Origin of the sequence: Corynebacterium evansiae (genome assembly GCF_027570065.1) — a bacterium.
Lineage (GTDB): Bacteria > Actinomycetota > Actinomycetes > Mycobacteriales > Mycobacteriaceae > Corynebacterium > Corynebacterium evansiae.
The window spans coordinates 169,316-195,637 of sequence record NZ_JAKMUT010000005.1 but is presented as its reverse complement, the minus strand read 5'-3'; the positions used below and the strand labels follow the sequence as shown (position 1 = coordinate 195,637).

General features: G+C 63.6%; 21 protein-coding genes, 1 pseudogene and 1 riboswitch. Of the genes and pseudogenes, 18 read left to right on the top strand and 4 right to left on the bottom strand.

Annotated elements, in window-relative coordinates; translation table 11 throughout:
• Window positions 1-804: 804 nt before the first annotated feature.
• Entirely contained in the window at window positions 805-1,164 is a 360-nt protein-coding gene (locus tag L8V00_RS07105; RefSeq protein WP_269944616.1) for a DUF4333 domain-containing protein, read from the bottom strand.
• Window positions 1,165-1,419: 255 nt separating this feature from the next.
• Here L8V00_RS07105 and L8V00_RS07100 point away from each other — a divergent pair, with 255 nt between their 5' ends.
• The 4 genes from L8V00_RS07100 (at window position 1,420) to L8V00_RS07085 (ending at window position 4,833) form a co-directional block, all read left to right on the top strand.
• Window positions 1,420-2,793, top strand: a complete 1,374-nt coding sequence (locus L8V00_RS07100; RefSeq protein WP_049049921.1) for a sodium/glutamate symporter — start codon at window positions 1,420-1,422, stop codon at window positions 2,791-2,793.
• Window positions 2,794-2,859: 66 nt separating this feature from the next.
• Complete coding sequence (locus L8V00_RS07095) at window positions 2,860-3,747, top strand: sulfurtransferase (RefSeq protein WP_049049920.1); 888 nt, start codon at window positions 2,860-2,862, stop codon at window positions 3,745-3,747.
• An 11-nt stretch (window positions 3,748-3,758) separates the two neighbouring features.
• A complete protein-coding gene (locus L8V00_RS07090; protein ID WP_269944615.1) occupies window positions 3,759-4,358 on the top strand; it encodes a PTS sugar transporter subunit IIA in 600 nt (199 codons plus the stop codon).
• Window positions 4,359-4,374: 16 nt separating this feature from the next.
• Window positions 4,375-4,833 (top strand): hypothetical protein, encoded by a 459-nt coding sequence (locus L8V00_RS07085; RefSeq protein ID WP_035004871.1) that lies wholly within the window; start codon window positions 4,375-4,377, stop codon window positions 4,831-4,833.
• 44 nt (window positions 4,834-4,877) lie between these two features.
• On the opposite strand, the gene L8V00_RS07080 is transcribed toward L8V00_RS07085, so the two are convergent.
• Complete coding sequence (locus L8V00_RS07080) at window positions 4,878-5,756, bottom strand: SDR family oxidoreductase (protein WP_269944614.1); 879 nt, start codon at window positions 5,754-5,756, stop codon at window positions 4,878-4,880.
• A 226-nt stretch (window positions 5,757-5,982) separates the two neighbouring features.
• Window positions 5,983-6,092: riboswitch (glycine riboswitch) on the top strand.
• 49 nt (window positions 6,093-6,141) lie between these two features.
• On the opposite strand from L8V00_RS07080, the gene gcvP reads away from it, so the two are divergent.
• The 13 genes and pseudogenes from gcvP to L8V00_RS07020 all read left to right on the top strand — a co-directional run bounded on the left by gcvP (window position 6,142) and on the right by L8V00_RS07020 (window position 22,123).
• Entirely contained in the window at window positions 6,142-9,108 is a 2,967-nt protein-coding gene (gene gcvP, locus L8V00_RS07075; protein ID WP_269944613.1) for an aminomethyl-transferring glycine dehydrogenase, read from the top strand.
• A gap of 48 nt (window positions 9,109-9,156) precedes the next feature.
• Window positions 9,157-10,326 carry a glycine cleavage system aminomethyltransferase GcvT gene (gcvT, locus tag L8V00_RS07070; protein WP_269944612.1) on the top strand — a complete coding sequence of 390 codons (1,170 nt, stop codon included), beginning with the start codon at window positions 9,157-9,159 and terminating at the stop codon, window positions 10,324-10,326.
• 118 nt (window positions 10,327-10,444) lie between these two features.
• Window positions 10,445-10,828 (top strand): glycine cleavage system protein GcvH, encoded by a 384-nt coding sequence (gene gcvH, locus L8V00_RS07065; protein WP_035004863.1) that lies wholly within the window; start codon window positions 10,445-10,447, stop codon window positions 10,826-10,828.
• Window positions 10,829-10,839: 11 nt separating this feature from the next.
• Entirely contained in the window at window positions 10,840-12,669 is a 1,830-nt protein-coding gene (locus L8V00_RS07060) for a hypothetical protein (protein WP_269944611.1), read from the top strand.
• A 45-nt stretch (window positions 12,670-12,714) separates the two neighbouring features.
• Window positions 12,715-13,281 carry an orotate phosphoribosyltransferase gene (gene pyrE, locus L8V00_RS07055; protein ID WP_049049915.1) on the top strand — a complete coding sequence of 189 codons (567 nt, stop codon included), beginning with the start codon at window positions 12,715-12,717 and terminating at the stop codon, window positions 13,279-13,281.
• A gap of 9 nt (window positions 13,282-13,290) precedes the next feature.
• A complete protein-coding gene (locus L8V00_RS07050; RefSeq protein WP_035009072.1) occupies window positions 13,291-13,974 on the top strand; it encodes a TrmH family RNA methyltransferase in 684 nt (227 codons plus the stop codon).
• A 366-nt stretch (window positions 13,975-14,340) separates the two neighbouring features.
• The gene (locus L8V00_RS07045; protein ID WP_269944610.1) at window positions 14,341-15,729 is read left to right on the top strand and encodes a glycoside hydrolase family 76 protein; all 1,389 of its coding nucleotides are present in this window, start codon (window positions 14,341-14,343) and stop codon (window positions 15,727-15,729) included.
• Between the two features lie 191 nt (window positions 15,730-15,920).
• Window positions 15,921-16,955, top strand: a complete 1,035-nt coding sequence (gene fbaA, locus L8V00_RS07040) for a class II fructose-bisphosphate aldolase (protein ID WP_239200718.1) — start codon at window positions 15,921-15,923, stop codon at window positions 16,953-16,955.
• A gap of 14 nt (window positions 16,956-16,969) precedes the next feature.
• On the top strand, window positions 16,970-17,509 hold the full coding sequence (locus L8V00_RS07035; protein WP_269944609.1) for a DUF3151 domain-containing protein: 540 nt from the start codon (window positions 16,970-16,972) through the stop codon (window positions 17,507-17,509).
• A gap of 17 nt (window positions 17,510-17,526) precedes the next feature.
• A complete protein-coding gene (locus L8V00_RS07030) occupies window positions 17,527-18,471 on the top strand; it encodes an endonuclease/exonuclease/phosphatase family protein (protein WP_269944608.1) in 945 nt (314 codons plus the stop codon).
• Window positions 18,472-18,481: 10 nt separating this feature from the next.
• Window positions 18,482-19,720 (top strand): FUSC family protein, encoded by a 1,239-nt coding sequence (locus tag L8V00_RS07025; protein ID WP_269944607.1) that lies wholly within the window; start codon window positions 18,482-18,484, stop codon window positions 19,718-19,720.
• A 114-nt stretch (window positions 19,721-19,834) separates the two neighbouring features.
• A pseudogene (locus tag L8V00_RS10100) lies at window positions 19,835-20,368 on the top strand (hypothetical protein); the annotation flags it as partial.
• 18 nt (window positions 20,369-20,386) lie between these two features.
• Window positions 20,387-22,123 (top strand): Rib/alpha-like domain-containing protein, encoded by a 1,737-nt coding sequence (locus L8V00_RS07020; protein ID WP_269944606.1) that lies wholly within the window; start codon window positions 20,387-20,389, stop codon window positions 22,121-22,123.
• A 12-nt stretch (window positions 22,124-22,135) separates the two neighbouring features.
• Here the strand turns inward: L8V00_RS07020 and L8V00_RS07015 are convergent, their stop codons facing one another.
• Window positions 22,136-23,011 carry a hypothetical protein gene (locus tag L8V00_RS07015; protein ID WP_269944605.1) on the bottom strand — a complete coding sequence of 292 codons (876 nt, stop codon included), beginning with the start codon at window positions 23,009-23,011 and terminating at the stop codon, window positions 22,136-22,138.
• A gap of 148 nt (window positions 23,012-23,159) precedes the next feature.
• Here L8V00_RS07015 and L8V00_RS07010 point away from each other — a divergent pair, with 148 nt between their 5' ends.
• Window positions 23,160-24,449 carry an adenylosuccinate synthase gene (locus tag L8V00_RS07010; RefSeq protein ID WP_070487222.1) on the top strand — a complete coding sequence of 430 codons (1,290 nt, stop codon included), beginning with the start codon at window positions 23,160-23,162 and terminating at the stop codon, window positions 24,447-24,449.
• A 19-nt stretch (window positions 24,450-24,468) separates the two neighbouring features.
• On the opposite strand, the gene L8V00_RS07005 is transcribed toward L8V00_RS07010, so the two are convergent.
• On the bottom strand, window positions 24,469-26,187 hold the full coding sequence (locus L8V00_RS07005; RefSeq protein WP_269944604.1) for a choline/carnitine O-acyltransferase: 1,719 nt from the start codon (window positions 26,185-26,187) through the stop codon (window positions 24,469-24,471).
• Window positions 26,188-26,322 lie beyond the last annotated feature (135 nt).

The window sequence follows — 26,322 nt, the reverse complement described above, 5'->3', positions numbered from 1 at the left end:
CAAGGGCCTGACCCCGATGCAATATCGGAATCAGACCCTTGAAACCCTCACCGCCTAGAATTAAACCAGTCCAACTTTCGGGGGCCAGTTCATTCTGGGTGGGGCGTTTCTTCATGTTTGCGTTTTGTGTGTGCCTCAGGCTCCTTGTGAAGCTTGGCGTCTCAGGCTCCTTGTGAAGCTTGGAATGTCGCTAGAACGGGAATACGTCGGCGCCGGTGCTGGTTCTCAAAAATCCAAAACCCTCTGACCTGCACTTATGCAGTAATAAAAATTGTGCCCACTAACGCATTCTCGTTCTAGCGACATTTGTGGTTATGGAATCCCGGTTTGGCGACATCTGCGGGCGTGGAGTCCTGTTCTGGAGGTATGTGTGAGTGTGGAATCCTGGTTTGGCGACATCTGCGGGCGTGGAGTCCTGTCTCGGCCATACTTTGGGGTGCTTGTGGGAGGTGGAAAAGGTGCCAAAGGGCTTAAATGTCGGAAAAGTTGCAAAACGTTCTGACGGGCTCTGGCGGGCGAGTTGTAAAAACTCCCTGACCAGCACTTTTGCTGTAGTGGAAAATGGTGTCAATAACGTTCTGCAAGATTTCCGACATTTAGGCATGCGGAAAGCTATTTAGGGCATGCAAAAGGGGATTTAGGGCACGCGGGGAGGGGGCGAGCTGGTGCCAAGGGGCTAGTGGCAGGGGCGGTTCAGCTCCTGGGGGCACCAGTGCTGTGTGGCCAGTGCGCCGGTGCCGTGTAGCTGGTGCGCCAGCGCCGTGTGGTCAGCACGGGAGGCCGGGGTGTGGCGTATCTGTGGAACTATTCTGCCTGGTCAGCGACCTCGACGTTGTAGTGAACGTCGTTGCCATCGACCTTGTCTGCGGTGACGTCTACGCTGTACGTCTCACCGGAATCGTGCAGCTTGCACTCAATCTTCGCACCCTCTTCCGCCTTCAGGCCGCTGGGGCATTCGATGCGCTCTGGCTTGCGGCCAACCTCTTTCTCTAGGGAATCGGAGATGCCCTTCTCCACATCTTCCTGGGCGACCTCCTTTCCGCCGAGCAGGGAGCAAGCGCTCAGGCCGGTGACGGCCAGTGCGCCGGTCAGAAAAGCGGCGCCGAGGCGCTTGGAAAAGTAGGCGGAGCGGGCGGAGTCAGCGGAAGTGCGGATGTTCTTCATGTAGGGCAGTCTCTTTCTCTCGTTCATGGCTGGTGTCTCGCTGTTATGCCTGCGTTAGGCATCCGGGGTATGGAATGCCGCCCGTCGGCGAAATGTTCCAAGCGTGCAGCACGCTGCACAGTTCGAACTTAACCGATGCTGAGTGTGTTTGCCCGGGAAACGCAGGCGTCAATAATAAGGTGCGATAAAATGCCCAGAGCAACAGAGCACACACAGCACAAAGAGAACAGATAGAGAACAGAAGAGGGAGCCTCCATGGACTTTACGGTCTTTGACCTGCTGATGGATGTCGGCATGATTTCGGTACTGCTGATCATCGGCACGTTCATGAGGCGCCACTTCGAATGGTTCCGCAACCTCCTGATCCCCGCGCCGATCACAGCGGGCCTGCTCGCGCTACTCCTCGGGCCAGAGGTGCTGGGCCTGCTGCCGTTCTCCGGAGCACTGGGCGATTACTCCACTTTGCTGATCGCCGTGGTGTTCGCCTCCATGCCGTACAGCATGACCTTCGCCTCCAACGATGCCTCGAAGGCGAAGAACATGTGGGGCTTTTCCACCTCCATGTTCCTCGGCCAGTGGGGCATCTTTATGCTGCTTGGCCTGCTGGTTTTCGCGCCGATCTTCGATACTCCAGAGTGGTTCGGCATGATGCTGCCCGTCGGTTTCGTCGGTGGGTTCGGCACTGCCGCGGCTGTTGGTGGCGCCTTTGGGGATATTGGTGCGGACGCCGCCATGTCCCTGGGCTTCACTTCCGCGACCGTCGGCACGCTAGCCGCGATCATTGGTGGAATTATCTTCGCGAACTGGGGTATCCGCACCGGCCGTACTTCCACCCTGCCGGAGAAGCTGCCGTGGGAGCTGCGCTCGGGCCAAATCGAGGACGAGGCCAAGCAGCCCTCCATCGGTAAGGCCACCACGAACCCGTCGTCGATTGAGCCCCTGGCTCTGCACGCCGGCTTCATTGCCGTGACCGTGATGTTCGCTTACATCGCGCAGCAGATTATCGGCCACTTCTTCCCGGCGGTATCGGTGCCGCTGTTCGCTCTGGCTTTCGTGGTGGGCATTGGCGGCAAGGTCTTCCTGCACGTCATCAAGCGCCCGAAGTACCTGGACCAGCAGACGGTGAAGTCGATCTCCGGTGCGTCGACGGACTTCATGATTGCCTTCGGTATCGCCTCCATTAAGCCGGATGCGGTGGCGAGCTACCTGGTTCCGCTGGCGATCCTGTTCGTGCTGGGCATTGCCTACTGCTGCCTGTTCTTCTTCGTCTTCGCGCCGATGTTCTTCGGCGATAAGTGGCTGGAGCGCGGCATCTTCGGCTGGGGCTGGGCTACCGCCGCTGTGGCTACCGGTATTGCGCTGCTGAAGATCGTGGACCCGGATCTGAAGTCCGGCACGATGAACGAGTACGGCATGGCCTACGTGGGCTATGCGCCGATCGAGATTGGTATGAACATCCTCGCCCCGATTGCGGTGATAGCCGGCTTGACCTGGGGTATCGGCGGCATAGCGACGGTTGCTGCGGTGGGCATTATCGTCTTCGCTGCAGTGCGGGGTTGGTTCCCAGAGAGAACAGGGAAACGGCCGGGCAAGGGGAAACGCTCCGGCAAGGCGGCCGCGGCGGGATAGCGTGCGCAACATCGGCGGGATAGCGTGCGCAACATTGGCGGGCGCGAGGTTCTAGACTAAGCAACTATGAGCAACTCTTCTGCCCAACAGCAGCCCGCCAGCCCCTTCGTCTCCGGTGAGGAGATGCTGGAGGCTTTCCAGCGGGGCGAACGCATGACCGTGATCGACTCGCACTGGGCGCGCACCGAAAACAGCGCCTGGGAGGCATACGTGGGGCAGCACATCCCCGGTGCCATGTTCTGTAACCCCCTGATGCACCTGGCTTCTATCCCGTCCCGCCACAAGGGCCGCAACCCTCTTCCCGAGCCGGAGCGCCTGCAGAAAAGCTTCGACGATTGGGGCATTACGGATGGTCGCCCTGTTTATATTTATGACGCCGGCGCCAACCTCTACGCGGCTCGCGCATGGTTCATTTTCCGTTGGGCAGGTGTGCAGAATGTCCGCATCCTGGACGGCGGCACCAAGTCTTGGGAAGCCGCGGGCGGCGACGTTGCCGGCGGTATCGGAGCACTGCGCGGCCGGGGCAACGTGGAGGTTCGTCCGGGCAGCATGCCGACCCTCGACCTCGAGGAAGTGGAGCAGTGGCGCGAGGAGCGCATCCTGGTGGATGCCCGCGAGCCCTCCCGCTATTCCGGCCGCAAGGAGCGCTTCGACCACCAGGCGGGCCGTATCCCCGGGGCCATCAACATCCCGGTCAAGGAGCTCTTCAACAACCACAGCGAGCGCGACAGCAGCGCCAGCGGCCGTGTGAAGACCCCGGAGGAGATCCGACAGATCCTCGCCGACCACGGTGTGACCAGCGGCGACGATGTGTGCGTGTACTCCGGTTCGGGCCTGCACTCTTCGCTGTTTATCGCCGCGATGGAGTACGCGGGCCTGCCGGGCGCGAAAAACTTTGTGGGAGGTTGGTCCCAATGGTCCGCTTCCGCCTCGCGCCCCATCGAGCGCGACTAAACTGCGGGAGTATGGATCCCAACTTCTCCCTGGATCCCCGTAGGCCTGGCCAGCAGCGCGAAGTGACCGCACAGAACCACTCTGCGAAGTTTCCCGTTGTGACCCCGCTGGCGGGGACAGCCGTAAGCCTCGATTCCGTCCCCGACCCGATCCTCGCCACCGGCACCATCGGCGCCGGTGTGGCAGTGATCCCCGATGCGGGCGTGGAGGTCGTACAGATCCTCGCGCCCATCGGGGGAGTGATGAAGCGCGTGGCGCCGAACATGTTTGTGATCCAGACGCAGCCCGCGCCTGGAGGCTTGCCCCAGGAGTCTGGCGCCCACGCCGACGACTTTCACGCGGAGATGCTGGCCGACCAGCCGTCGATCTTCATGCAGTTGGGGGTGGATACTGGGCGACTCAACGGCCAGGGATTCGACGTGCACGTCCAGGAGGGCGACCTGGTGCGTCAGGGAACTCCCGTGTGCACGTACGCTCCCCGGGAGTTGGGCCGGATGGGATTCGATCCGGTGGTGATGGTGTTGGGGCTGCAGATGGGGGCGTCAGAAATAAAGCTAGACGTGTTTTCCGGCGAGCCTGTGATGGGCGGCGACAACCTGTTCTGGGTGTAGAGGGGGTGCGTGGGCGATGACGCGGAGGATTTTCAGCATCCTGTCGGTGGTCGGCATGGTTCTGGCGATGTCGCGGGTGGTAGATCTGTTCACCCCGCAGCAGCTGCAGAATATCGCCGGAGTGTTCTTTGCCGGCTTGGTTGTGTTGCAACTGTGGCCGCTGGTGGCCACGCAGCGCAATAGTTATGGGCACCGGCGGCACCCCGTGAATCGCCTGTACACGCTGATGAGCAGCATCGGGCTGGTCGGGACGGCGCTGCTGGCGATGGTGTTTTATGTGAATTCGCCGTTGTGGCTGCTTGTTGTCGCGGGGATGCTGATGATCATGGGGATCGTTGGCGCGGCGGTGTTGGCACTGTTCGCCGCGCCGTGGGATGACTGGTCCACCCGCCGAGGGCGCGATGTCGACGACGAGCTTTTCCTGCGCGACGACGAGCCCGTGGAGGACGTTTGGGACAAGAGCTTCCGGACTTAATTCGAACTTAAGCGGCGCGGGGCCGGCGCTGGGCGGGCGCGTGCCTATAACCCGTGCTTCCGGTTGATCAGCCAGTGCATTGTCGCGGTCGGCAGCACGCGCGAGAGCGGGAAGACCACCGGCGCCATCGAGCCGGTTGCGTACAGCGGCTTGGGCCGGGCCGCGGTGATGGGCTTCAGGATTTCCTCGGCCACGCGCTCGGCGGAGATGCCGTTGGCCTCGTTGTTGTCCAGGTTCGTCAGCATGGTGGTGAACTCCGCGCCGTAGGGTCCCTGCAAGTCCACGTACTTCGTGCGCCGCGTGGAAAGCCCGGTGTTGATGGAGCCGGGTTCCACCACGGATATGCCTACGCCGAAGGGCTGGACTTCGCGCCGGGCGGCGAAGGCGAATCCCTTGATCGCGGCCTTCGAGGCGACGTAGCTGCTGCGGTAGGCCAGCGGGAAGCTGCCCAGCATGGAGCCGACCATCACGATGCGCCCGGCTCCTTGCTGTCGCATTGTCGGAAGGATTTTCTTTGTGACGCCCACTTGTCCCAGAACGTTGATCTCAAACAGACGGTGCAGGGCATCGTCGGGGAGCTCCTCTAGGGGGCCGGATTGGCTTTCGCCCGCGTTGTTCACCAGTACGGTCGGAGGGCCGAGGGCGAGGGCGCGGGTGGCGAACTCGTCGATGCTGGCGGGGTCTTCGAGGTCGAGGGGGAGGTATTCCACCCCGTCGATGGGGTCGGTGATGTTGTCGGGGTTGCGGCTGGTGCCGATGATGCGGTCGGGGGCGTAAGTGCCTGCGCCGGCCTTGAGCTCCGTGAGGGCGGCTACGGTTGCCCGGCCGATGCCGGAGGAGGCGCCGGTAACTATGGCCACTCCGCCTTTGACGGCGGGCAGCGGGCGGGAAGGGGAGGGGAGAATGCTGGAAAGTTTTGCCATGCTTATTATTTTGGCTGCTGGAGTGGGGTATGCGGACGGAATGAGATTTTTCGCATTGTCCGGATTCTTTAGTGATCCGTCGCACTACGGCTATGATGTGGGAGAAAACTGCATACATTTTTGCCGCTTTTAGCTGTGGTGGGAGAGGCTCGGCGCTTGTCACGCGCCGGCCGCCGACGGAGCAATTCCTCCCCGGGACACTCTCAGGCCCCAAGTACCGTCACAGTGAGGCAACTCTGGAAAGACCTGCGCGCAGTCGTGTGCACGCGGGCGCCGAAGGAGAAAAGCCGGGTAGACCGGGTGAAGCTCTCAGGCACAAGCGACAGAGTGGGGAGGGCTCCTTTTAACGACCGTGCACTTACGACCGGAAAGTCCCTATAAAGCCATGTCTTCTGCAGCTACTCGCCGTAACTCAGCCCCCTTCGTTCAGCGCCACATCGGCCCGAACCAGGCCGATACCCAGGAGATCCTCGATTACCTGGGCTACGAATCTTCCGTCGCGCTGGCCGACGATGCCCTTCCGAAGTCCATCCGCCAGGCTGGCCCGATCGGCCTGCCGGAGGCGTTGGACGAGACGGACACCCTGGCCACCCTGCGCGCTTACGCTGACAAGAACGTGCAAAAGCAGCAGCTGATCGGCAATGGTTACTTCGACACGATCACCCCGGCCGTGATCCGCCGCAACGTGGTGGAGAACCCGGGCTGGTACACCGCCTACACCCCCTACCAGCCGGAGATTTCCCAGGGCCGCCTCGAAGCCCTGCTGAACTTCCAGACGATGGTGCAGGACCTGACCGGCCTGCCGGTGGCTGGAGCTTCGCTGCTGGACGAGGCCACCGCTGTGGCCGAGGCCGTGCAGCTGATGGCTCGCGGCAATGCGAAGGCCGCCAAGAAGGGCGGCGTGGTGCTGCTGGATTCCTCCTTGCACCAGCAGTCCATCACCGTCACCCTGGCGCGCGCCGAGGCTGCGGGTATTCCGGTGGAGGTCGTGGACCTGGATGGCGAGGACGGCGCCAGTGAGAGCGCTGCCGCCGCGTTCGAGGGCCGCGAGAACCTGGTCGGCGTGGTGCTTTCCAACCCCGGTTCCACCGGCCGCGTGCGCGACCTGTCCGGTCTGATCTCCGCGGCAAAGGAGACCGGCGCCCTGGTCACGGTTGCCTGTGACCTGCTGGCTCAGGTTCTGGTGACCTCCCCGGGCTCCCAGGGCGCCGACATCGCCGTCGGCTCCGCCCAGCGCTTCGGCGTGCCGCTGTTCTTCGGTGGCCCGCACGCGGGCTTCATCTCCTGCACCGAGGCTCTGCAGCGTAAGCTGCCGGGCCGCATCGTGGGCGTGTCCGTAGATGCCGAGGGCACCCCGGCTTACCGCCTGGCTCTGCAGACCCGTGAGCAGCACATTCGCCGCGATAAGGCCACCAGTAACATCTGTACCGCTCAGGCTCTGCTGGCCGTCGTCGCCGGTTTCTACGCGGTTTGGCATGGCCCGGCTGGTCTGCGCGCCATCGCTGAGGGCGTGCACGCCCGTGCGACCGCCCTGGCCGTTGCCCTGTCCGAGGCTGGCCTGACGCTGGCGCACGATACTTTCTTCGATACCGTCACCGTTGACGTGTCTGGTTCTTCTCTGGGTGACGCCCCTACGGCTCTGCGCGCCGCAGCCGAGGCAGGCTACAACCTGCGCCAGGTTAACGATTCCTTCGTCGGCATCTCTGTCGGCGAGTCCACCACGGACGAGGACATCGCCAAGCTGATCGAGGTGCTGGGTTCCCGCACCGGTGAGGTCAACTCCGCGGGCTTCGATGTCACCGCCGGCCCGCTGGGCGAGGCCGGCGTACTGCGCGCGGATGACGAGGAGATCCTGACCCACCCGATCTTCACCGCCATCACCTCCGAGACCCAGATGATGCGCTACATGCGCAAGCTGGCCGACCGCGACCTGGCGCTGGATCGCACGATGATCCCGCTGGGCTCCTGCACCATGAAGCTGAACGCGGCTTCCTCCATGGAGCCGATCACCTGGCCTGGCTTCGCAGGCATCCACCCGCACGTCCCGGCCGAGCAGGCGCAGGGCTGGCTGGAGCTTATCGAGGACCTGGAGCAGCGCTTGGCGAAGATCACCGGCTACGCCAAGGTTTCCGTCCAGCCGAACGCGGGCTCCCAGGGTGAGTTTGCCGGCCTGCTGGCGATCCACCGCTACCACCAGTCCCGTGGTGACCACCAGCGCGACATCGTGCTGATCCCGGCCTCCGCGCACGGCACCAACGCTGCCTCTGCGGCTCTGGCGGGCCTGAAGGTCGTGGCTGTGAAGAACGCCGAGGATGGCTCCATCGACGTGCCGGACCTGGAGGCCAAGCTGGAAAAGTACGGCGAGCAGACCGCCGCCATCATGCTGACCTATCCCTCCACCCACGGCGTGTTCGAGGAGCAGGTGCGCGACGTCTGCCAGAAGGTCCACGATGCCGGCGGCCAGGTCTACGTCGACGGCGCTAACCTGAACGCCCTGGTCGGGCTGGCCCAGCCGGGCGAGTTCGGCGGCGACGTTTCCCACCTGAACCTGCACAAGACCTTCACCATTCCGCACGGCGGTGGCGGCCCGGGCGTTGGCCCGGTGTGCGTGGCAGAGCACCTGATCCCGTTCCTGCCCACCGACCCGAACGCCGACGTTATCGATGGCGATGCTGCACTGCAGACCGGCCAGCCGGTCTCCGGCGCGCAGTACGGCTCCGCTGGCGTGCTGCCGATCACCTGGTCCTACATCGCACAGATGGGTGACGAGGGCCTGACCGAGGCCTCCCGCATGGCCCTGGTGAACGCCAACTACGTTTCCCGCAAGCTGGAGGATTACTTCCCGACGCTGTACAAGGGCGACACCGGCCTGGTGGCTCACGAGTGCATCCTGGACCTGCGCGAGCTGACGAAGGCCTCCGGCATCACCGCCGAGGACGTATCCAAGCGCCTGATGGATTTCGGCTTCCACGCCCCGACCTTGGCCTTCCCGGTCGCCGGCACCCTGATGATGGAGCCCACCGAGTCGGAGGACAAGGAAGAGCTGGACCGCTTCATCGAAGCGATGATCACCATCCACGGGGAGATCCAGGAAGTTATCGACGGCAAGGTCACCGCCGAGCAGTCCGTTCTGCGCCACGCGCCGTTCACCGCCTATTCTGTTGTGCGGGACGACTTCGAGGAAGCTGTATCCGGTGGTCACTTCAGCCGTGCCAAGGCCGCATACCCGGTGGCTAGCCTGCGACACACCAAGTACTTCACCCCCGTGCGTCGTATCGACAACGCCTATGGCGACCGCAATCTCGTGTGCACCTGCCCGCCCCTGGAAGACTTCGCAATTAACGAGGACTAGGGTCCGCTGGGGCTAAGGGCGTCACAAAGAGAAGAAGGAGAACAAGACATGACCGAACTTAAGAAGACCGCGCTGCACCTGGTGCACGAGAAGCTGGGCGCGCGATTTACCGACTTCGGCGGCTGGGACATGCCTCTGAAGTACAGCAGTGAGCTGGACGAGCACCACGCTGTACGCAACGCCGTGGGTGTATTCGACCTCTCCCACATGGGTGAGGTTCGCGTGACCGGCCCGCAGGCGGCGGAGTTCCTGGACCACGCGCTGATTTCCAAGCTGTCGGCAGTGAAGGTCGGCAAGGCGAAGTACTCGATGATCTGCACCGAATCCGGCGGCATCATCGACGACCTGATCACCTACCGCCTGGGCGACAACGAGTTCCTGATCGTGCCGAACGCGGGCAACGTGGACAACGTGGTTTCCGCACTGCAGGGCCGCACCGAGGGCTTTGACGTGGAGGTTAACAACGAGTCCGACGAGACCTCCATGATCGCCGTACAGGGGCCCAAGGCCGCGCAGGCGATGCTGGAGATCGTGGAGAACGTCGTGGATGCACCCGAGGCATCCGGCGCGGGCGAGACCGTTGCCGAGGCTATCGAAGGGCTGGGTTACTACGCGGCATTCAGCGGTGTTGCCGCTGGTCAGCCCGTGCTGGTGGCCCGCACCGGCTACACCGGCGAGGACGGTTTCGAGCTGATCGTGGCTAACGATGGTGCGGAGACCGTGTGGACCAAGGCTATGGACCAGGCTGCGCAGCTGGGTGGCCTGCCGTGTGGCCTGGCCTGCCGCGACACCCTGCGCCTGGAGGCCGGCATGCCGCTGTACGGCAACGAGCTATCGCTGAAGCTCACCCCGGTCGATGCTGGTCTGGGCATTCTTGCGGCGACGAAGTCTAAGGACTCTTTCGTTGGTCGTGACGCCATCGTTTCCGCCAAGGAAAAGGGCACCCAGCAGGTACTTATCGGGCTGGCGGGCGAAGGTCGCCGCGCTGCCCGTGGGGGATACGAGGTGTTCGCCGGTGACGGCGAGAAGGCCATCGGTGCCGTGACCTCCGGTGCGCTGTCGCCGACGCTGGGCCACCCGGTGGCGCTGGCATACGTTGCGAAGTCCGCAGTGTCCTCCGGCGCGGCCGCCGAGGGTGCGACCGTGGAGGTAGACATCCGCGGCAAGCGCTTTGAATACAAGGTTGTGGCGCTGCCGTTCTACTCCCGCGAGAAGTAACGAGCGAGCGCAAGAAAGCGTAAGTAACGCAAAAGGGTTGTCTGCCCGCTGGTGTAAGGTTTGGGCAGGCAACCACAGAAGTAGCCACACAAGGTTTCACAAGAGAGGCTTAAGAACAATGACTGCACTGCCAACCGATTTCCTGTACTCCGAGGAGCACGAGTGGGTTAACACCTCCGCCGTCGTGGAGGGCGAGACCGTGCGCGTGGGCATTACCCACATCGCCGCTGAGGCGCTGGGCGACATCGTGTTCGTCGAGCTGCCGGAGGTTGGCTCCGAGGTCGAGGCCGGCGAGGCTTTCGGCGAGGTTGAGTCCACCAAGTCCGTTTCCGACATCTACGCACCGGTTTCCGGCGAGATCGTGGCTGTGAACGAGGCGCTGGAGGACAACGCTGGCCTGATCAACGAGGATCCCTACGGTGAGGGCTGGCTGTACGAGGTCAAGGTGACCGAGGCTGGCGAGCTGATGGACGCTGAGGCTTACCAGGCGGCTAACGAGTAAAACAAGACCCTATGGTCGGTTCCATGTTCGCGTTAATCCTCGGCTTGGCCCTGTTGGGCCTTGCCGTGTGGTTACTGCTGCGCGCAAAAGATAGCGACGCAACCGGCGCCGACGGAGCCGACGGAAACGAGGGGAACCGCGGGTACGGCGAGTACAGCGGGTATAACGGGGACTGGTCCACGGATGAGGGCTATGAGGATGGCAGCTTCGAGGGCGACTCCGAGGGGGAGCCTGAGGGCAACGAATGGCTCGAGGATGAAGACGGCGAGTGGTCCGAGGCGGACGACGAAGAATGGTCCGCAGCCTGGGAAGGCCCGCAGTTCGACTCATGGTCCGAGGGCGACGATGAGTACGGGGAAGAGTACGGCTACGAAGACGAGCCAGGCGAATATACCGCCGAATACCCGGCCGAAAATGCGGACGATGATCTAGACGAGAGCCCCGCTGAAGGCTGGGCAGAGGACTGGGAAGAGGAACCGTCGGAGGATTGGTCCGAAGCTGAGCCTGTAGAAGAGGAAGGCGCCGTTTCCCCCGCGCCCACGCCTGCGTCTGCGCCCGCGTCAGCAATGGCGGCTTTCGGTTTTCCCCGGAGGCGGCGTCGCCAATGGGCGGCCGACAACGGCTTCGAGTACACGAAGGAAGACGGCGAGGTCGCGCGCGACTGGCCCATCGCCATCCTGGGGGATCAGCGGCGTGGGGTGCCGACGCTGCGCGAGGTCGTCAGTGGCTTCGTCGACGGGCACCAGGTGCACATCGGCGACGTGGGATCGTCCACGCTGATGGCGATGCGCCGGGTGGAGGAATCCCCAGTTCAGGTGCTGTATTCCGCCGATGGTGCACAGCCCGCCGGCATGCGCCGCACTGACCTGTTGGACCAGCCCCCGTTCGCCGCATACACCACCGACGTCCGCGCGCTGGACCGCATGCTGGACGCCCGGGTGGAGGACTCCCTGGCCGCACTGTCGCAGGTCGCCCGCGACGTGGCGTGGGGGCAAAACTGGACGGTCGTGCGGATCTCCCGCAAGCTCGACTTCAATGTGTGGCAGGAGATCCTGCCGCGATTGCGCTCCCTGGTGGATGCCGCGATGGTGCTGCCCCCAGCGCAGACCAGCGCGCCGCTGGAGATGCTCGCCGCCGACCAACTGCGCCCCCTGCCCGGCGGCCCGCTGCAGGTGAACACCGCCGACCCGGTGAACCAGGAGGAGATCGAGGAGCAGGCCGCCGAGACCTCCTCCCGTCGCGCGGCCTACCTGCAGGCTGTGCCTGATGGCGCTGCGGATGATGCGGGCGGTGCTGGTAGTGACGCCACCGCCTCCGCCGCCGCGGACTCCAATCTCGCGCAGGACAGCACTGCCCGCGCTGAGGAAGCTGCCGCACACGCGGAAGTTCCGAACCCGGAGCGGCCCGACATCACCCGCCCCGCCGAGCCGGTGACCTTCCCCTCTCGCACGCACACGCGCTGGGAAGGCGGAGACCCGGACAGTTTCAACAGCTTTGCCGTGGGCGACTACGACGACCCCGCGGAGGATGACGACCTCCACGCGGGGCGGCGTCGCCGCCGCGACGGAGGCATCCCGCGCCTGGGTGAAGACCCCGAGCACATGAGCTCGCACAATTCGCAATATGCGCAGGTCATCCGCGTCGAGGCAGAAGAGGCCACCATTTTCGAGGAGTTCGAGGAGACCAAGTCCACTGCAGTGCGCCTGTCTCCTGTGACGCAGCGTCGGCGGAGCGGTGGGCGTCATCGTGCGCCAGAGGCACGCCACGCCCGCCCTGAACCCATCGAACCGATCGAGTACGAAACCGTCGACGGCGAGGTCGTCGAAGACGACCAGCAGTAAGTCCCGCCGGGCACACAACGGCACAGACAAGAAGGAGAAACCGCAATGATCGATGAAGCTAAGAAGCAGCGCCTCGCTGAGCTCGTGAAGGAGCTGGCGGTGGTGCACGGGCGCGTGACCCTGTCCTCCGGCAAGGAGGCCGACTACTACGTCGACCTGCGCCGCGCGACCCTGCACCATGAGGCATCTCCGCTGATTGGCGAGCTGCTGCGCGAGCTGACCGCCGACTGGGACTATGCGCACGTCGGCGGACTGACCCTGGGCGCGGACCCGGTGGCGACAGCGATCATGCACGCTGGGTCGGCTGGCGCTGGCGAGGCTGCCGGGCGCACCATCGACGCTTTCGTCGTGCGCAAGGAAGCCAAGAAGCACGGCATGCAGCGCCGCATCGAGGGCCCGGACATTGAGGGCAAGCGGGTGCTGATCGTCGAGGACACGACCACCACGGGCAACTCTCCGCTGACTGCCGTCGCCGCTGCCCGCGAGGCCGGTGCGACCGTCGTTGGCGTGGCCACCGTCGTGGACCGCGCGACCGGTGCCAAGGATGTTATTGAGGCCGAGGGAGTCGAGTACCGTTCGCTGCTGGGCCTGTCCGACCTGGGTCTTTCCTAGGTATTTTTGATGACGCCCACCTCCCCCGAATCACACGATAAACCCGGACCGACGGAGTGGCTGGAGCATCCCCGAGGGGTGCGCAGCTGGGAAGAAGAACACCCCGACCAGCCCCGCCCGACGGATCCGCGCTTCGACCCCGAGCTGCTGGACGCCGGGGATACACGCAACGTGGTGGATGCCTACCGCTACTGGAAGCAGTCCGCGATCATTGCGGATATTGATACCCGGCGGCACGCGCTGCACATCGCCATTGAGAACTTCGAAAACGACTCGAACATTGGCACCGTCGTACGGACTGCGAATGCCTTTGCGGTGGACACCGTGCACATCGTCGGGCGGCGGCGCTGGAACCGGCGCGGAGCGATGGTAACCGACCGCTACCAGCACTTACAGCACCATGCGACGGTGGGGGAGGTGCTGGAATTCGCCGCCCGGGAGGGGCTAGTTGTGGTGGCAGTGGATAACACCCCGGGGTGCGTGCCGCTGGAAACCGCGGAACTGCCGGAGCGCTGCCTGCTGCTGTTTGGCCAGGAGGGGCCGGGCGTGACCCAGGAGGCGCAGGATGCTGCGCGGATGACGGTCTCTATTGCTCAGTTTGGTTCGACGCGGTCCATTAACGCCGGTGTGGCGGCAGGGATTGCGATGCATGCGTGGATCCGCCAGCACGCGGACCTGTCTCAGGCCTGGTAAATGAGGTGTCTCCAGGTCTGGAATGTGGGGATTTCGTGGGCCTGGTAGCTGCGCTTGCCCCAGGCTTGGTAGTTGCGCCCTCCGTGACTCCGCAAATGTCGTTAGAACGGGAATGCATGGGAATGCGCAGAGCGTTGGGGGTAGGAATTGGGGCTCTGGTGAGCAGAATGTCGTTAGAACGGGAATACGTGGGCGCGCGTAGCGGTCTTCGAAAAATGAAAACGCTCTGAACTGCACGTTTGCGTAGTTGGGAATTATGGTCTTTAACGCATTCCCGATCTAGCGACATTTGACTGCTGGGCAGCGCAGTTCCGGAGGAGGGCTAGACTGTTCTGCAAAGCGCTACAACCGAGTGAGGTGTGCAGAGTGTTTAATCTTCCCGGAAAAAAGAAGCGGAGCAGCAAGTCGTCGCAGGTAGGAGACATTTCTGCGGCGCCGCAGGAATCTGTGGAGGGGCAGACGGGTACAGAGGCGGCTGAGCAAGCCGGGCAGGCGGGTTTAGAGGCAGCCGGGCAGGCGGGTATAGAGGCAGCCGGGCAGGCCGCAGAGGCCTCGCCAGCAGAATCCCCCAACCCCAACCAGGAGCTCATCGAACGCTGGGACCACCGCGCGGACCTCGCCTACCAGGCGGTTTATGAGCGCCACGCCAGCCGCCTCTGGGGCATCCCACGCACCACGCTGGGGGTCATCGCCTGGCCGCCGACGACTCGCGACCGCATGTTCGTCCGCTGGCACTACTGGTGGCAAGCTCATTACATCGACAACCTCATCGATGCCGCCATCCGCCGCCCCACCCACTCCCGGATTTTCGCCATCCGCCGGCACCTCCGCGCCATGCGCATCCGCAACCTCCGCTCCCTGACCGCCAACCACTACTACGACGACAAGGCGTGGCTGGCTCTGGCCCTGCAGCGGGTGGCGAACACTCCGAAGATCCAGGCAAAACTCGGCACGCCCCGCGAGCTGGAACCCCTGGTGGAGAACATTTTCGAGGGCGTGGATAGCCTCACAGGCGTGCTGCCGTGGCGCACACAGGAGACTTTCTACAACGTCCCCACCAACGGCCCCGCCGCAATCCTCGCAGCCCGCAATGGCGATATTGAGACTGCAGAGCGTTTGATCAACTGGACCTTCGACAACCTCATCAACGAAGACGGCCTGGTCATGGACGGTATCCACATGCGGATGGCCGGCCCGGAGCCCGTCACGGCGGTGCACCCTTATTGCCAGGGGGTGATGCTCGGCGCATGCGTGGAGCTCGCCCTCGCGCGCAGGCGTGCGGCTGGGGTGGAGGACCGCACGGTCTCAGATGTGGGCGTCAAAGAAATAACCCGCATCCATGGCCTGCTCCGCGCGATCGAGGTGCACCTTACCGACAGCGACGGTGCGATCAATGCGCGCACTGCGGGCGGTGATGGCGGACTGTTTAATGGCATTCTTGCGCGCTATCTTTCTCTTGTTGTTGAGTGCTTGCCGACGCCAGGTCGGCACGGCACGGAGGCGGTGGCCATAGCTCGACGGATTGTGTTGGCGACAGCCGAACAGGTGTGGCGTTTCCGCCTGGAGGTTGATGGGCTGCCGGTGTTCTCTGCCGATTGGTCGAAGGATGCGACGATGCCGCAGGCCGGTGGTTTGGTTGGCGCGACGATTGCGGGGGCGGTGGCGAGCTCCGATATTGCGGAGCGAGATCTATCGGTCCAGCTTTCCGGGTGGATGCTGATGGAGGCGGCGGCGCGTACCATCGCGGCGGAGTAGCGGCGCGACAGTAGCAGTGGTGGGCAAGTAGCGAGAGCCGGGTAGACGAGCGGCGAAAGGCAGGGTGTAGGCAGGGCGCGTGGGCATAAGGGGGAGTGCTGGGCGGAGTAACTGCACGGTGTTGAATTTGTGGGCATAATTGTGGGCGGAGACCTACCTGCCCTATTTCAAGGAATTGAAGGAGCATCGAAATGCCTATTGCAACCCCCGACGTCTACCGCGACATGCTGGATAATGCGAAGGAGAACGGCTTCGCATACCCCGCCATTAACTGCACCTCTTCCGAGACCATCAATGCTGCTCTGAAGGGCTTTGCGGATGCGGAGTCCGACGGCATCATCCAGTTCTCCACCGGTGGTGCCCAGTTCGGTTCCGGCCTGGCTGTGAAGAACATGGTTGCAGGTGCGGAGGCCCTGGCTGCTTTTGCTCACCAGGCTGCTAAGCACTACGGCGTGAACGTTGCTCTGCACACCGACCACTGCCAGAAGGAAGTTCTGGACGAGTACGTCCGCCCGCTGATGGAGATCTCCCGCAAGCGCGTGGAGGCTGGCGAGAACCCGCTGTTCCAGTCCCACATGTGGGACGGCTCCGCTATCCCGATCGACGAGAACCTGGAGATCGCCAAGGGTCTGCTGGCTGACGCTCAGAAGGCCAACATCATCCTCGAGGTGGAGATCGGCGTTGTCGGTGGCGAGGAAGACGGCGTGGAGGCCAAGGCCGGCGCTAACCTGTACACCACCGAAGAGGACTTCGCTAAGACCGTTGATGCTCTGGGCACCGGCGAGCACGGCCGCTACCTGCTGGCCGCTACCTTCGGCAACGTCCACGGTGTGTACAAGCCGGGCAACGTGAAGCTGCGCCCGGAGGTTCTGGACATGGGCCAGAAGGTTGCAGAGAAGAAGCTGGGCCTTTCTGAGGGCTCCAACCCGTTCGACTTCGTCTTCCACGGCGGCTCCGGCTCCGAGAAGGAGAAGATCGAGGAGGCCCTGCGTTACGGCGTGATCAAGATGAACGTGGATACGGACACCCAGTACGCCTTCACCAACCCGGTTGCCCGCCACATGTTCACCAACTTCGACGGTGTGCTGAAGATCGATGGCGAGGTCGGTAACAAGAAGGTTTACGACCCGCGCTCCTACCTGAAGCAGGCTGAGGAGGCCATGTCCGTCCGCGTGGTGGAGGCCTGCAATGACCTGCACTCCGCTGGCACTTCCGTCGCTAAGTAGGTTTCGCTAGCACGATGGCAGAACAGATTCGTCACAGTCGAGACCTCTTCGGCGCGGAGCACCCGGAGGTGCGCCTGCCGCAGGAGCTGGCAAGCTCCATTCCGGTGGAAGGTGCTGCAGGTGCTGGCGGTGGTGCAAGTACTGCACAGTCGCGTGAGTCGCTGGAGGCCGCGGTCTCGGAGAACCTGAAGGATTCCGGCGCATGGGCTGCCTTGGCCGAGGTGCTGCTGGCCGAAGGTCAGCCCGTGCAGGCCTACGCCTGCGCCCGCACCGGCTACCACCGTGGCCTGGACGCCCTGCGTGGCAATGGTTGGCGCGGCACCGGGCCGGTTCCGTGGAGCCACGAGCCGAACCAGGGTGTGCTCCGCGCTATCGGCGCGCTAGTGCAGACTGCTCGCGCACTTGGCGAGGACGATGAAGTCGTGCGTTGCCTGAACCTGCTGCACGACTGTGACCCAGCGGCAGCCCCAGCGCTGGGGCTCGACGGCTCCGGCAAGAAGGCCGAGCCCAAGCCCATCACCGAACCCGGCGCCACCCCGCCCGCCGAGGGCTAACCTGTGCCTGAACGGAAATGAACCAACGCCGTTCTTTCTCTCTGCCAGCCCCGAGCCGCGGAGTGAACCGGAACCTCTGCATCGTCACGCTAGTCGTGGCGATACTTTGGATGTCCAGCATCCTCTGGCCCGCAGAACCCACAGCCGGCTGGCCTTTCGTGGCCGAAATGCAGGCCAGCGCGTGGGTCGCCGGGGTGCTCGCCGCGGCGGGTATCGGCATCCTCCGTTCGGTACGCCGCGCGGCGCTTTGCGCGGTGCTGGCCCTACTGGCGGTCTTGATCGTCCCGCGCGTACCGGCACCCAGTTTTTCGGACGCCACCAACCCCACCCGTGTGTTCTCCCTCAACACGTACTGGGGCAAGGCCGACGATAAGCGGATCGCCCGCGCGATCGACGAGCTCAAACCCGATGTGGTTTTCCTCCTGGAGACTAATACGGAGGAAATCGCGAGCGTGGCGGACAAGACCGGCTATCTTCCGATGACCCAGCCGCGACCTGGCAACGATCGGGCGGATAATGTTGTGGCTCTCGTGTCGGCGTCATATAAAGAGAAAACAGGGGCGCACGGCAACATGGTTCGTGGGCTTACTCGCTTCCAAACCCCGCGCGTGAACGCGCCGCTGCACGGCAACAGCGAGTTCGTGGGCGTGCATGCGGTAGCGCCGGCGAAGGACGACCGGCCTGCGTGGGAGCGCGACCTGGCGAACCTTAGCGAGTGGGCGAACTCCCGGCGCCATCTGGTGCTGGCCGGGGACTTCAATGCAACGCGCAGCCACCCGCGCTATCGCGACTTCGAGCTCAGTGACTGCACGGGGCACTTGGCGCACACTCCAACGTGGCCGGCGGTGTTCCCGGTGATTCGGCTGGACCACATCATGACCACCGGCGAGTGCCTGGGTGGTGGCACGAAGCGGATTCTGGGGACTGACCATCTGGCCGTGTGGGCGGACGTAACCACCTAAACTGGCGGGCATGGCAGAACCACAACCGCGGCCCCGGACCGCGAAAGAGATGTGGGGCGAGCCGGCCAACCGCCTGCGCCCCGGAGTGCGCGCCGCAGCCCGGAACCTGCGCCGCATCGCGCCGGTGCAGGGTGCAATCCGCGTGCGCGAGGGGATAGTCTTCGCCATCCAGTGCGCTATCGGCGCGGGCCTGGCGCTGCTCATCGCGGAGCAGATTTTCGACCACCAGCAGGCTTTCTTCGCGCCCATCGCGGCGGTGCTGAGCCTGGGCGTGAGCGCTGGTAAGCGTCTGCGCCGTGGCTTCGAGCTGGTGCTGGGAGCCTCCGTGGGCGTGGGTATCGGCGACCTGGTGATCAGCAACATTGGTAGCGGATACTGGCAGGTCTCCGTGGTGGTGCTGTTCGCCATTCTGGTGGCAACGTTCGTGGATAAGTCGGTCTCTGTGGCTTTCCAGGCCGCAAGTTCCGCGGTGCTGGTGGCGACGATCCTGCCGCCGGGGTCTTCTGGTTCGTGGGACCGCATGATCGACGCGCTGATCGGCGGTGTGATCGGCATTCTGGTGCTGGCGCTGGTGCCGAACTCCCCGCTGCGCCCGGCTAGGCGGGAGGTTTCCACGCTGATCTCGAAGGCTTCGCTGGTGCTGGACGATGTGGCGCAGGGGATGGAGGAGCGTGACGCGGCGAAAATTACCAAGGCCCTGGAGATCGCCCGAGGCACCCAGACCTACGTGAATGCTCTGCTGACGAACGTGGGCGGCGGCTCGGAGGTCGTGGCCGTCTCGCCGATTTATTGGACGGCCCGGCGGCATGCGAAGTCGATGAACCGCATCCTGGTGCCCGTGGATAACGTGATGCGCAATACGCGCGTGCTGGCGCGCCGGGCGGAGATCATGATGCTGGACGAGATCGAGCCGCCGGAGGAGATGATCGAGCTGATGCGCGGCATCTCTAACGAGCTGGGCCAGCTGGGTGCGTTGTTCGCCGAGGGCGGTACGCGCGGCACCCGCGACGAGGCGGTGGAGATCCCGGAGATCGTGCGTGCCCTGCAGAAACTCGCCGCGGAGGCGGACCTGGCCATCGCGGATGGCACGGGTTTGTCGGGCACGGTGGTGTTGGCGCAGTGTCGCTCGATTATTGTTGACGCCCTGCAGGTCTGCGGCTATTCGCGTGAGTCGGCTATGGCGTTTCTGCGGCCGACGGTGGACAGGCCATGGCAGCCGCCGGAGGTGTGGGACGACCTGGAGGAATAAGCGGGGGGCTACGAGTGGAACCTTAAGAGGGACGATAGTAGATTCTTAAAGAAGCTGGGGAATTGTTCCCCACAACGACTTAACGTCGTCTCGCTCTACTTTGAGGTGCCTCTTATGATGTTTCTCCGTTCGCGCCGCACAATGACTGCTGTCGCGGCTGCCTCCAGCCTGGTTCTGACTGCCACGGCTGTCCCACAGTCCCCGTTCTCCCCGGTAGCTGCGCAGGCTGCCACGGCCAACAAGACGCAGGATACGAACCTGCCGCTTGAGTGCAGTGTATTTGGGTTGGGTGGATCCCCGCTAGAGTTTGTGCAACCCATGGATTTTGAAGGGAAGTTCCATGTAGTGATGCCAGAAGTTGCCAAGCTTGGCGAAGAATTTGATGCCACCCTCAGCATGGATACCTTAGCGGTCTCAGATGATAGGCTACGCGCTGCATTCGGGGAGCCCAGCTTTTCGAAGAATAATATAGTCCGATTTGCTGTATCTGGTGATGTTGACCTTGTAGATCCACCTTCAAATGTGACGTTAAGCAATGGGGTTCTTACTGTTAACAACATGATGCGGCCGAGAAGGTCGGGTAACACCGTGTACCTGGATTTCTCTCCAGTGGTGTTGAAGCTGAAGGCGAAGACAACTGGAAAGGTTGAAATCCAGACTCCCAGAGTGAATAGTAAGCGGGATTCCAAGAAGCGTGTTCATCACTCAAACATGTTCTTCGCAGAGGGGGTTGCGGGATGGACTTTTAAGGGAGGTATTGGCATTCGGATTAACTGTCTGACTGACCAGTACAAGCCACTGGGCGTTACTCAGGTTGGAGAAGCTGCCGACTTTAATGAGCCTAAATACTCCGCCATTGAGGTGAAGCAGCAGGATGCTGCTACCTCGAAGAACACCGCGCAGGCACCGGAAGGTACCACCTACGCCAAGGGCGCCAACGCTCCGGAGTGGGCGACCGTCGGTCAGGACGGCATCGTCACTGTCAAGCCGAGCCTGGACGTAAAGCCCGGCGACTACACCGTCCCGGTTGTTGTTACTTACCCGGACTCTTCTACCGACAATGCCGTTGTAAACGTGACGGTAAAGGAGAAGGAGAAGTCCCTCGCGGAGCAGCACGATCCGCAGTTCGGCGAGACCACTGTCGAGCGGGAAGGTGCCGCCACCATCCCTGCCCCGGAGGGATTGCCAGAGGGGACGAAGGTCGCCGCTGGCGAGGGCGTGCCGGAATGGGTCACCGTCTACGAGGACGGTTCCATCGAGGCTAAGCCTACTCGGGAGACCGAAGACAAGGAGTACACCGTTCCGGTTGTCGTGACCTACTCAGATAAGTCCACCGACGAAGCAACTGCCAAGGTGACTGTCACCAAGAAGCCGGACAACCAGATTTACTCCCCGGAGTTTGGCAGCATCACCGTGCAGGCCAACCGTTCTGCAAAAACTCCTGCCATCGAGGGCCTGCCGGAGGGCACCAAGTTCGCCCTGGCTGAGGGCGCTCCGGATTGGGCATCCATCGATGACAAGGGCGTTATCGAGCTGAACCCGGGCGGCGAGGTTGATGCGAAGGGCTACACTGTCCCGGTTACCGTCACTTACCCCGATGGAACTACTGACAATGCCGAGCTGAAGGTCACGGTTACGGAGCGCGCCATCAACGAGCTTCATGATCCGACCTACTCGGACGTGACCGTGAAGCAGGGTGACGAAGTGACCGCTCCGGCTCCGACCGATGTGGCTGAGGGGGCGACCTTCGAAGCTGGCGAGGGTGTACCGTCGTGGATCACCGTCAACCCGGACGGCACCGTCACCGCCAAGCCGGGCGAGGAGGTCGAGGCCAAGGAGTACACCGTTCCGGTGAAGGTCTCCTATGAGGACGGTTCCGGCGACGATACGACGGTGAACATCACCGTCACCGTGAAGCCGACCAACGAGAAGTACAATCCGACCTACCCCGATGCCGACGTGAAGCAGGGCAGCGAAACCACCGTCGCCCCGCCGGCTGACGTGGATGGCGACGCAGAGTTCGCTCTTGGTGAGGGCGCCCCGGCGTGGGCCTCCGTCAACCTGGACGGCACCGTCACCTTGAAGCCGAGCAAGGATGTTAAGCCGGGCAACTACGACGTCCCGGTTGTCATCACCTACCCGGATGGATCGACCACCACCACGACGTTGAAGGTGACCATCAAGGAGCAGGACAAGCAGAATGACAACACCGGCAGCACCGGCTCCGGCGATGGCCTGTTCGGATCTCTGAGCGGCTCTAGCAACGGTTCCAGCGGTTCCAGCAGCATCACCGGTTCCAGCCCATTCGGCTACTTCATCGCCGCCCTGTTCGGAACGGTTGCCATCGGCGCTGGCCTGTTCGGCCTGTACAACTGGGCGCGCGACCACGGCTACGTCCGCTAACAGCGGGCGAGATTAGTTGCGCACGAACTGCCCATCCCGCAGGTGGCGGTAAAACGTCACCGACTTCAGCGGGCGGGGATGGCGCACCCCATCACGGGTGACCGCCAAATCCACCCCGCCGGCCTGTAAGGCCCGCCCCCGCAGCACCGTCGGAGAGACGGTACTGCGGGGCTTTTTAATGCGCCCAAACCAGCCCTTACGGGGCAACGGCGGACGCTGCACCGCAGCCAACCCCGGAGCATCCGGCGTGGGAACCAAGCGCACACCATTATTGAAATCGCTGGTGCCCGCCTTGTTCTGCTCGTACAGGACCTCGGAATCGACGATCACCTCGCCGATCATCTCCGCCGCATCCTCGGACTCGCCTTCCGAGCCTGCCTTGCCCGCCGTGCTAACTGGCCCAGTGACCTCCGCCGCTCCCAACGTCACCACGCCGTGGTCGTCGCGGATCACCGGAGTCGGCACTGCCGGGGAAGCCAGCGCGAAGGTGAGGTGCTCGGCGGGGGAGAAGGTGGCGTCCAGACCCCACGAAAGAGCGACCGCCGAAGAACCAGAAGGGATAAAACCGACCTCGACCCACAGGGCATCAATGCGCATCAACTTGGAAACCACAGCAGCCAGGGCGGCATCGCTACCCTGCACGATCACGCGCACGCGCTCGCTGACCTCGTGCGGATCCGGCTGCGGGGCGCCCAAGTGGGGAGCGTCGGGGCGCTGCATCATCTCCTCCAACGACGGGGTGGAGCCCACCACGAAGCGCTCCAGATCATCGAGGAAACGCAGCTCCTTGCGCTTCGGTACGGCGGACAGATCAAGGCACTCCACGGCCTCGCCCGGCAGTACAGGATCGCGTAGCCGATCGCTGGCGGGAACATCGCAAAGCAACATAAACAACATAGAAACCCACCATAGCCGTGCCACAAGCACCGGCGAGGTACTAGAATGGAGAAACGTCTAGGTGCCCCGCCCGACCGCCGGAGCGGGGCTACACCCATGAGTACAGAAGTACCAACGCAGAGGACGTGTTTTAGTTTCCATGGCAGCGATCATCGTCGTAGGCGCCCAGTGGGGCGACGAAGGTAAGGGCAAAGCTACCGACATTCTGGGCGGGAAGGTCGACTACGTAGTCAAGCCCAACGGCGGCAACAACGCCGGCCACACCGTCGTCGTCGGCGGCGAAAAGTACGAACTCAAGCTGCTGCCCGCAGGCGTGCTTTCCGAAAATGCCACGCCCATCATCGGCAACGGCTGCGTGGTGAACCTGGAGGCGCTGTTCGAGGAGATCGACGGACTGGAAGCTCGCGGCGCAAACGCCTCCCGCCTGCGCGTTTCCGCCAACGCACAGCTGGTGGCTCCCTACCACGTGGCCATCGACCGCGTGGCCGAGCGCTTCCTGGGTAAGCGCGCCATCGGCACCACCGGCCGCGGAATCGGCCCGACCTACGCCGACAAGGTCTCCCGCGTGGGCATCCGCGCCCAGGACCTGCTGGACGAATCCATCCTGCGCCAGAAGATCGAATCCGCGCTGGACCAGAAGAACCAGATCCTGGTGAAGATCTACAACCGTCGCGCCGTGGACGTGGACGAGGTTGTGGATTACTTCCTCTCCTACGCTGATCGCCTCAAGCCGATGCTGATCGATGCGACGACGGAGTTGAACCAAGCTCTTGACGCCGGTAAGTCTGTGCTGATGGAGGGCGGCCAGGCCACGATGCTAGACGTGGACCACGGCACGTATCCTTTCGTGACCTCCTCTAACCCCACCACCGGCGGCGCGTGCGTGGGTACGGGAATTGGGCCGACGCGCATTACCGCATCGCTGGGCATCATCAAGGCCTACACCACCCGCGTGGGTGCCGGCCCGTTCCCAACGGAGCTGTTCGACAAGTGGGGCGAGTTCCTGCAGACCACCGGCGGCGAGGTTGGCGTGAACACCGGACGTAAGCGCCGCTGCGGCTGGTACGACTCCGTGATCGCCCGCTACGCCTCCCGCGTGAACGGCTTCACCGACTACTTCCTGACGAAGCTGGACGTGCTGACCGGCATCGGCGAAATCCCGATCTGCGTGGCCTACGACGTGGATGGCGTGCGCCATGACGAGATGCCGATGACGCAGACCGAGTTCCACCACGCCACCCCGATCTACGAGACCATGCCCGCGTGGGACGAGGACATCACGGACTGCAAGACCTTCGAGGAGCTGCCGCAGAAGGCGCAGGATTACGTAAAGCGCCTGGAAGAGCTTTCCGGCTGCCGGATCTCCTACATCGGCGTGGGTCCGGGCCGCGACCAGACCATCGTCATCAACGACGTCGCGGAGAGCTAGGGCGCTGCACTAGAGCGCGCTAGAGCGTGCGCAGGAAGTCGGCCAGCAGTTCCGCCGCGCGGGTGAGGTTGGCCTGGAACTGCTCCGGCTGCTCCGCCTTGTCACGGTTGAAGGTCAGGCAGTACTCGATGCTGGTGGCCTTCGGCGTGTAGTTCACGCCGAAACCATTGGGGATAGTGGGGGCGAAAACATAGCGGATGATGTGCGCATCGCTACCGATCGAGGTGGTGGACAGGAAGTCCGTGCGGGCGGCTTTGACGCCCGGATCCGCCAGCAGCGCCAGGGGAGCGCCGGACTGCTTCTCCGAGGTGAAAGACAGCGCCCACAGGTGGCGATCGATGCCACGACCAGTCTTGCAGCCAATCACCCAGTTGCGGTGGGCATTCAGGGCCTCCTGCAGGGCCTCGACAGTCGGCTTGCCGGCGACGAGCTGCTTAGCGAAAGCCACGGCCTCCGGGGTGACCGCGCGCAGGCATTCCGTGCGGCCGGCCTTGTACTCGCGCATATCCACGGCCTCGTACACCGCGCGGATGCGGCCGAAGGTCAGCAGTTGCGCGATGGATAGAATCAGCTGGCTCATCGCATCGGCACTGAACTTGAAAGGCAGCTCCTCCTTCGCCAGCTTCGGCACCTCGATGATTTCTACGGCGTATTCGTCGCCGGTGGGGATGGAGGCGGCAGGCGCAACCGGGGATAGCTCCAGCGGGGCGACATCAGCTGGGGTGACATCCGCGTCGGCGCTTGGGGACGTAGGGGCGTCACTATCCACAGCCTCCTGCACCCGACGCACCGCCTCCACGAGCGTGGCTCCATCGACCGTCGAATGCTCCACGTGCATGGCCGCAAAATTGCTGGCCAGGTTGATTTCATACGTCAGTGGCTTGTAAACCCAGGCGTGGCCGGGGGCGAAAGTGAGGTCGCGCAGCAGGTCGGCGTCGGTGGCCTGCGCATCGTCGATCAGGTGCAGCGCGAAAAGTTGATCGCGCAGGGTGGCCTGAGTCTCCGCGGGGAGCGGAACCTCCGCCAGAGCCGCGGAGCCGAGGTAGGAAAGGCGAGAGTCCAGGGCGGGAGCGGCAGGGTCGCCGGTGGTGCTCCCGGCGGTGTCGGAGTTAGTACGCAGCACCTCCAGGATGGCGCGCAGCTGCTCCCGAGAGGCTAGGCGCCCCTGCTCGTCCGTGATGCGCAGGTCGAACACGTGGCCATCCACGATCATGCCGATGCTGCGGGATGCGGTGCCGAGCTCGCTGAAGGTGACCTCATCGCAGTCTGGGCGGGGGATGCGCAGCGCACCGTTGAAGCAGCGCCACTGGTTGGCGTCCAGCGGATTGCCGCGGCCGTCGACCTCCTCCGGCATCGAACCATCGGCCTGCTTCAGGTGCACCAGCGCCAGGGCGCGCAGGATGTCCACGGCACGATCCAACCCAGAGGTCTCCGTGCGCAGGTTGATCTGGAAGCCCACGTTCGAGGTGGTCTGTAGCGGCGTGCGAACGGTCAGGTAATCGCGGAGCCAGCGGTCTGCCAGCCAGCTGCTGTTCGCGGCGTCGCGGTCGGCGGCGAAGGCCTCCAAGGCGGACTGCAGGGCGGGGCCCTGGTTGGCTTGGAAGTCCTCGATGGTTCGCTCCGTGGCGGCCAGCGTATCGGCATCCGCGACGGCAGAGACCGCATGGCGGAGCGCGGGCAGCGTGGCATCCAGCGGTGGTACGGGGAGAGGCTTGAGGTGAGCGCGATTATCCTGCATGACCTCGAGTCTACTGAGGAGCCACGGGGGGTGAACGCCGGAAAGATCCGAATATTTTTAAAAGGAAAATACTTGTTCGGCAACGTGATGCACGTCACTCGCTTAAGGTTTGTCTTAAATTTGCAAACGCAAGCC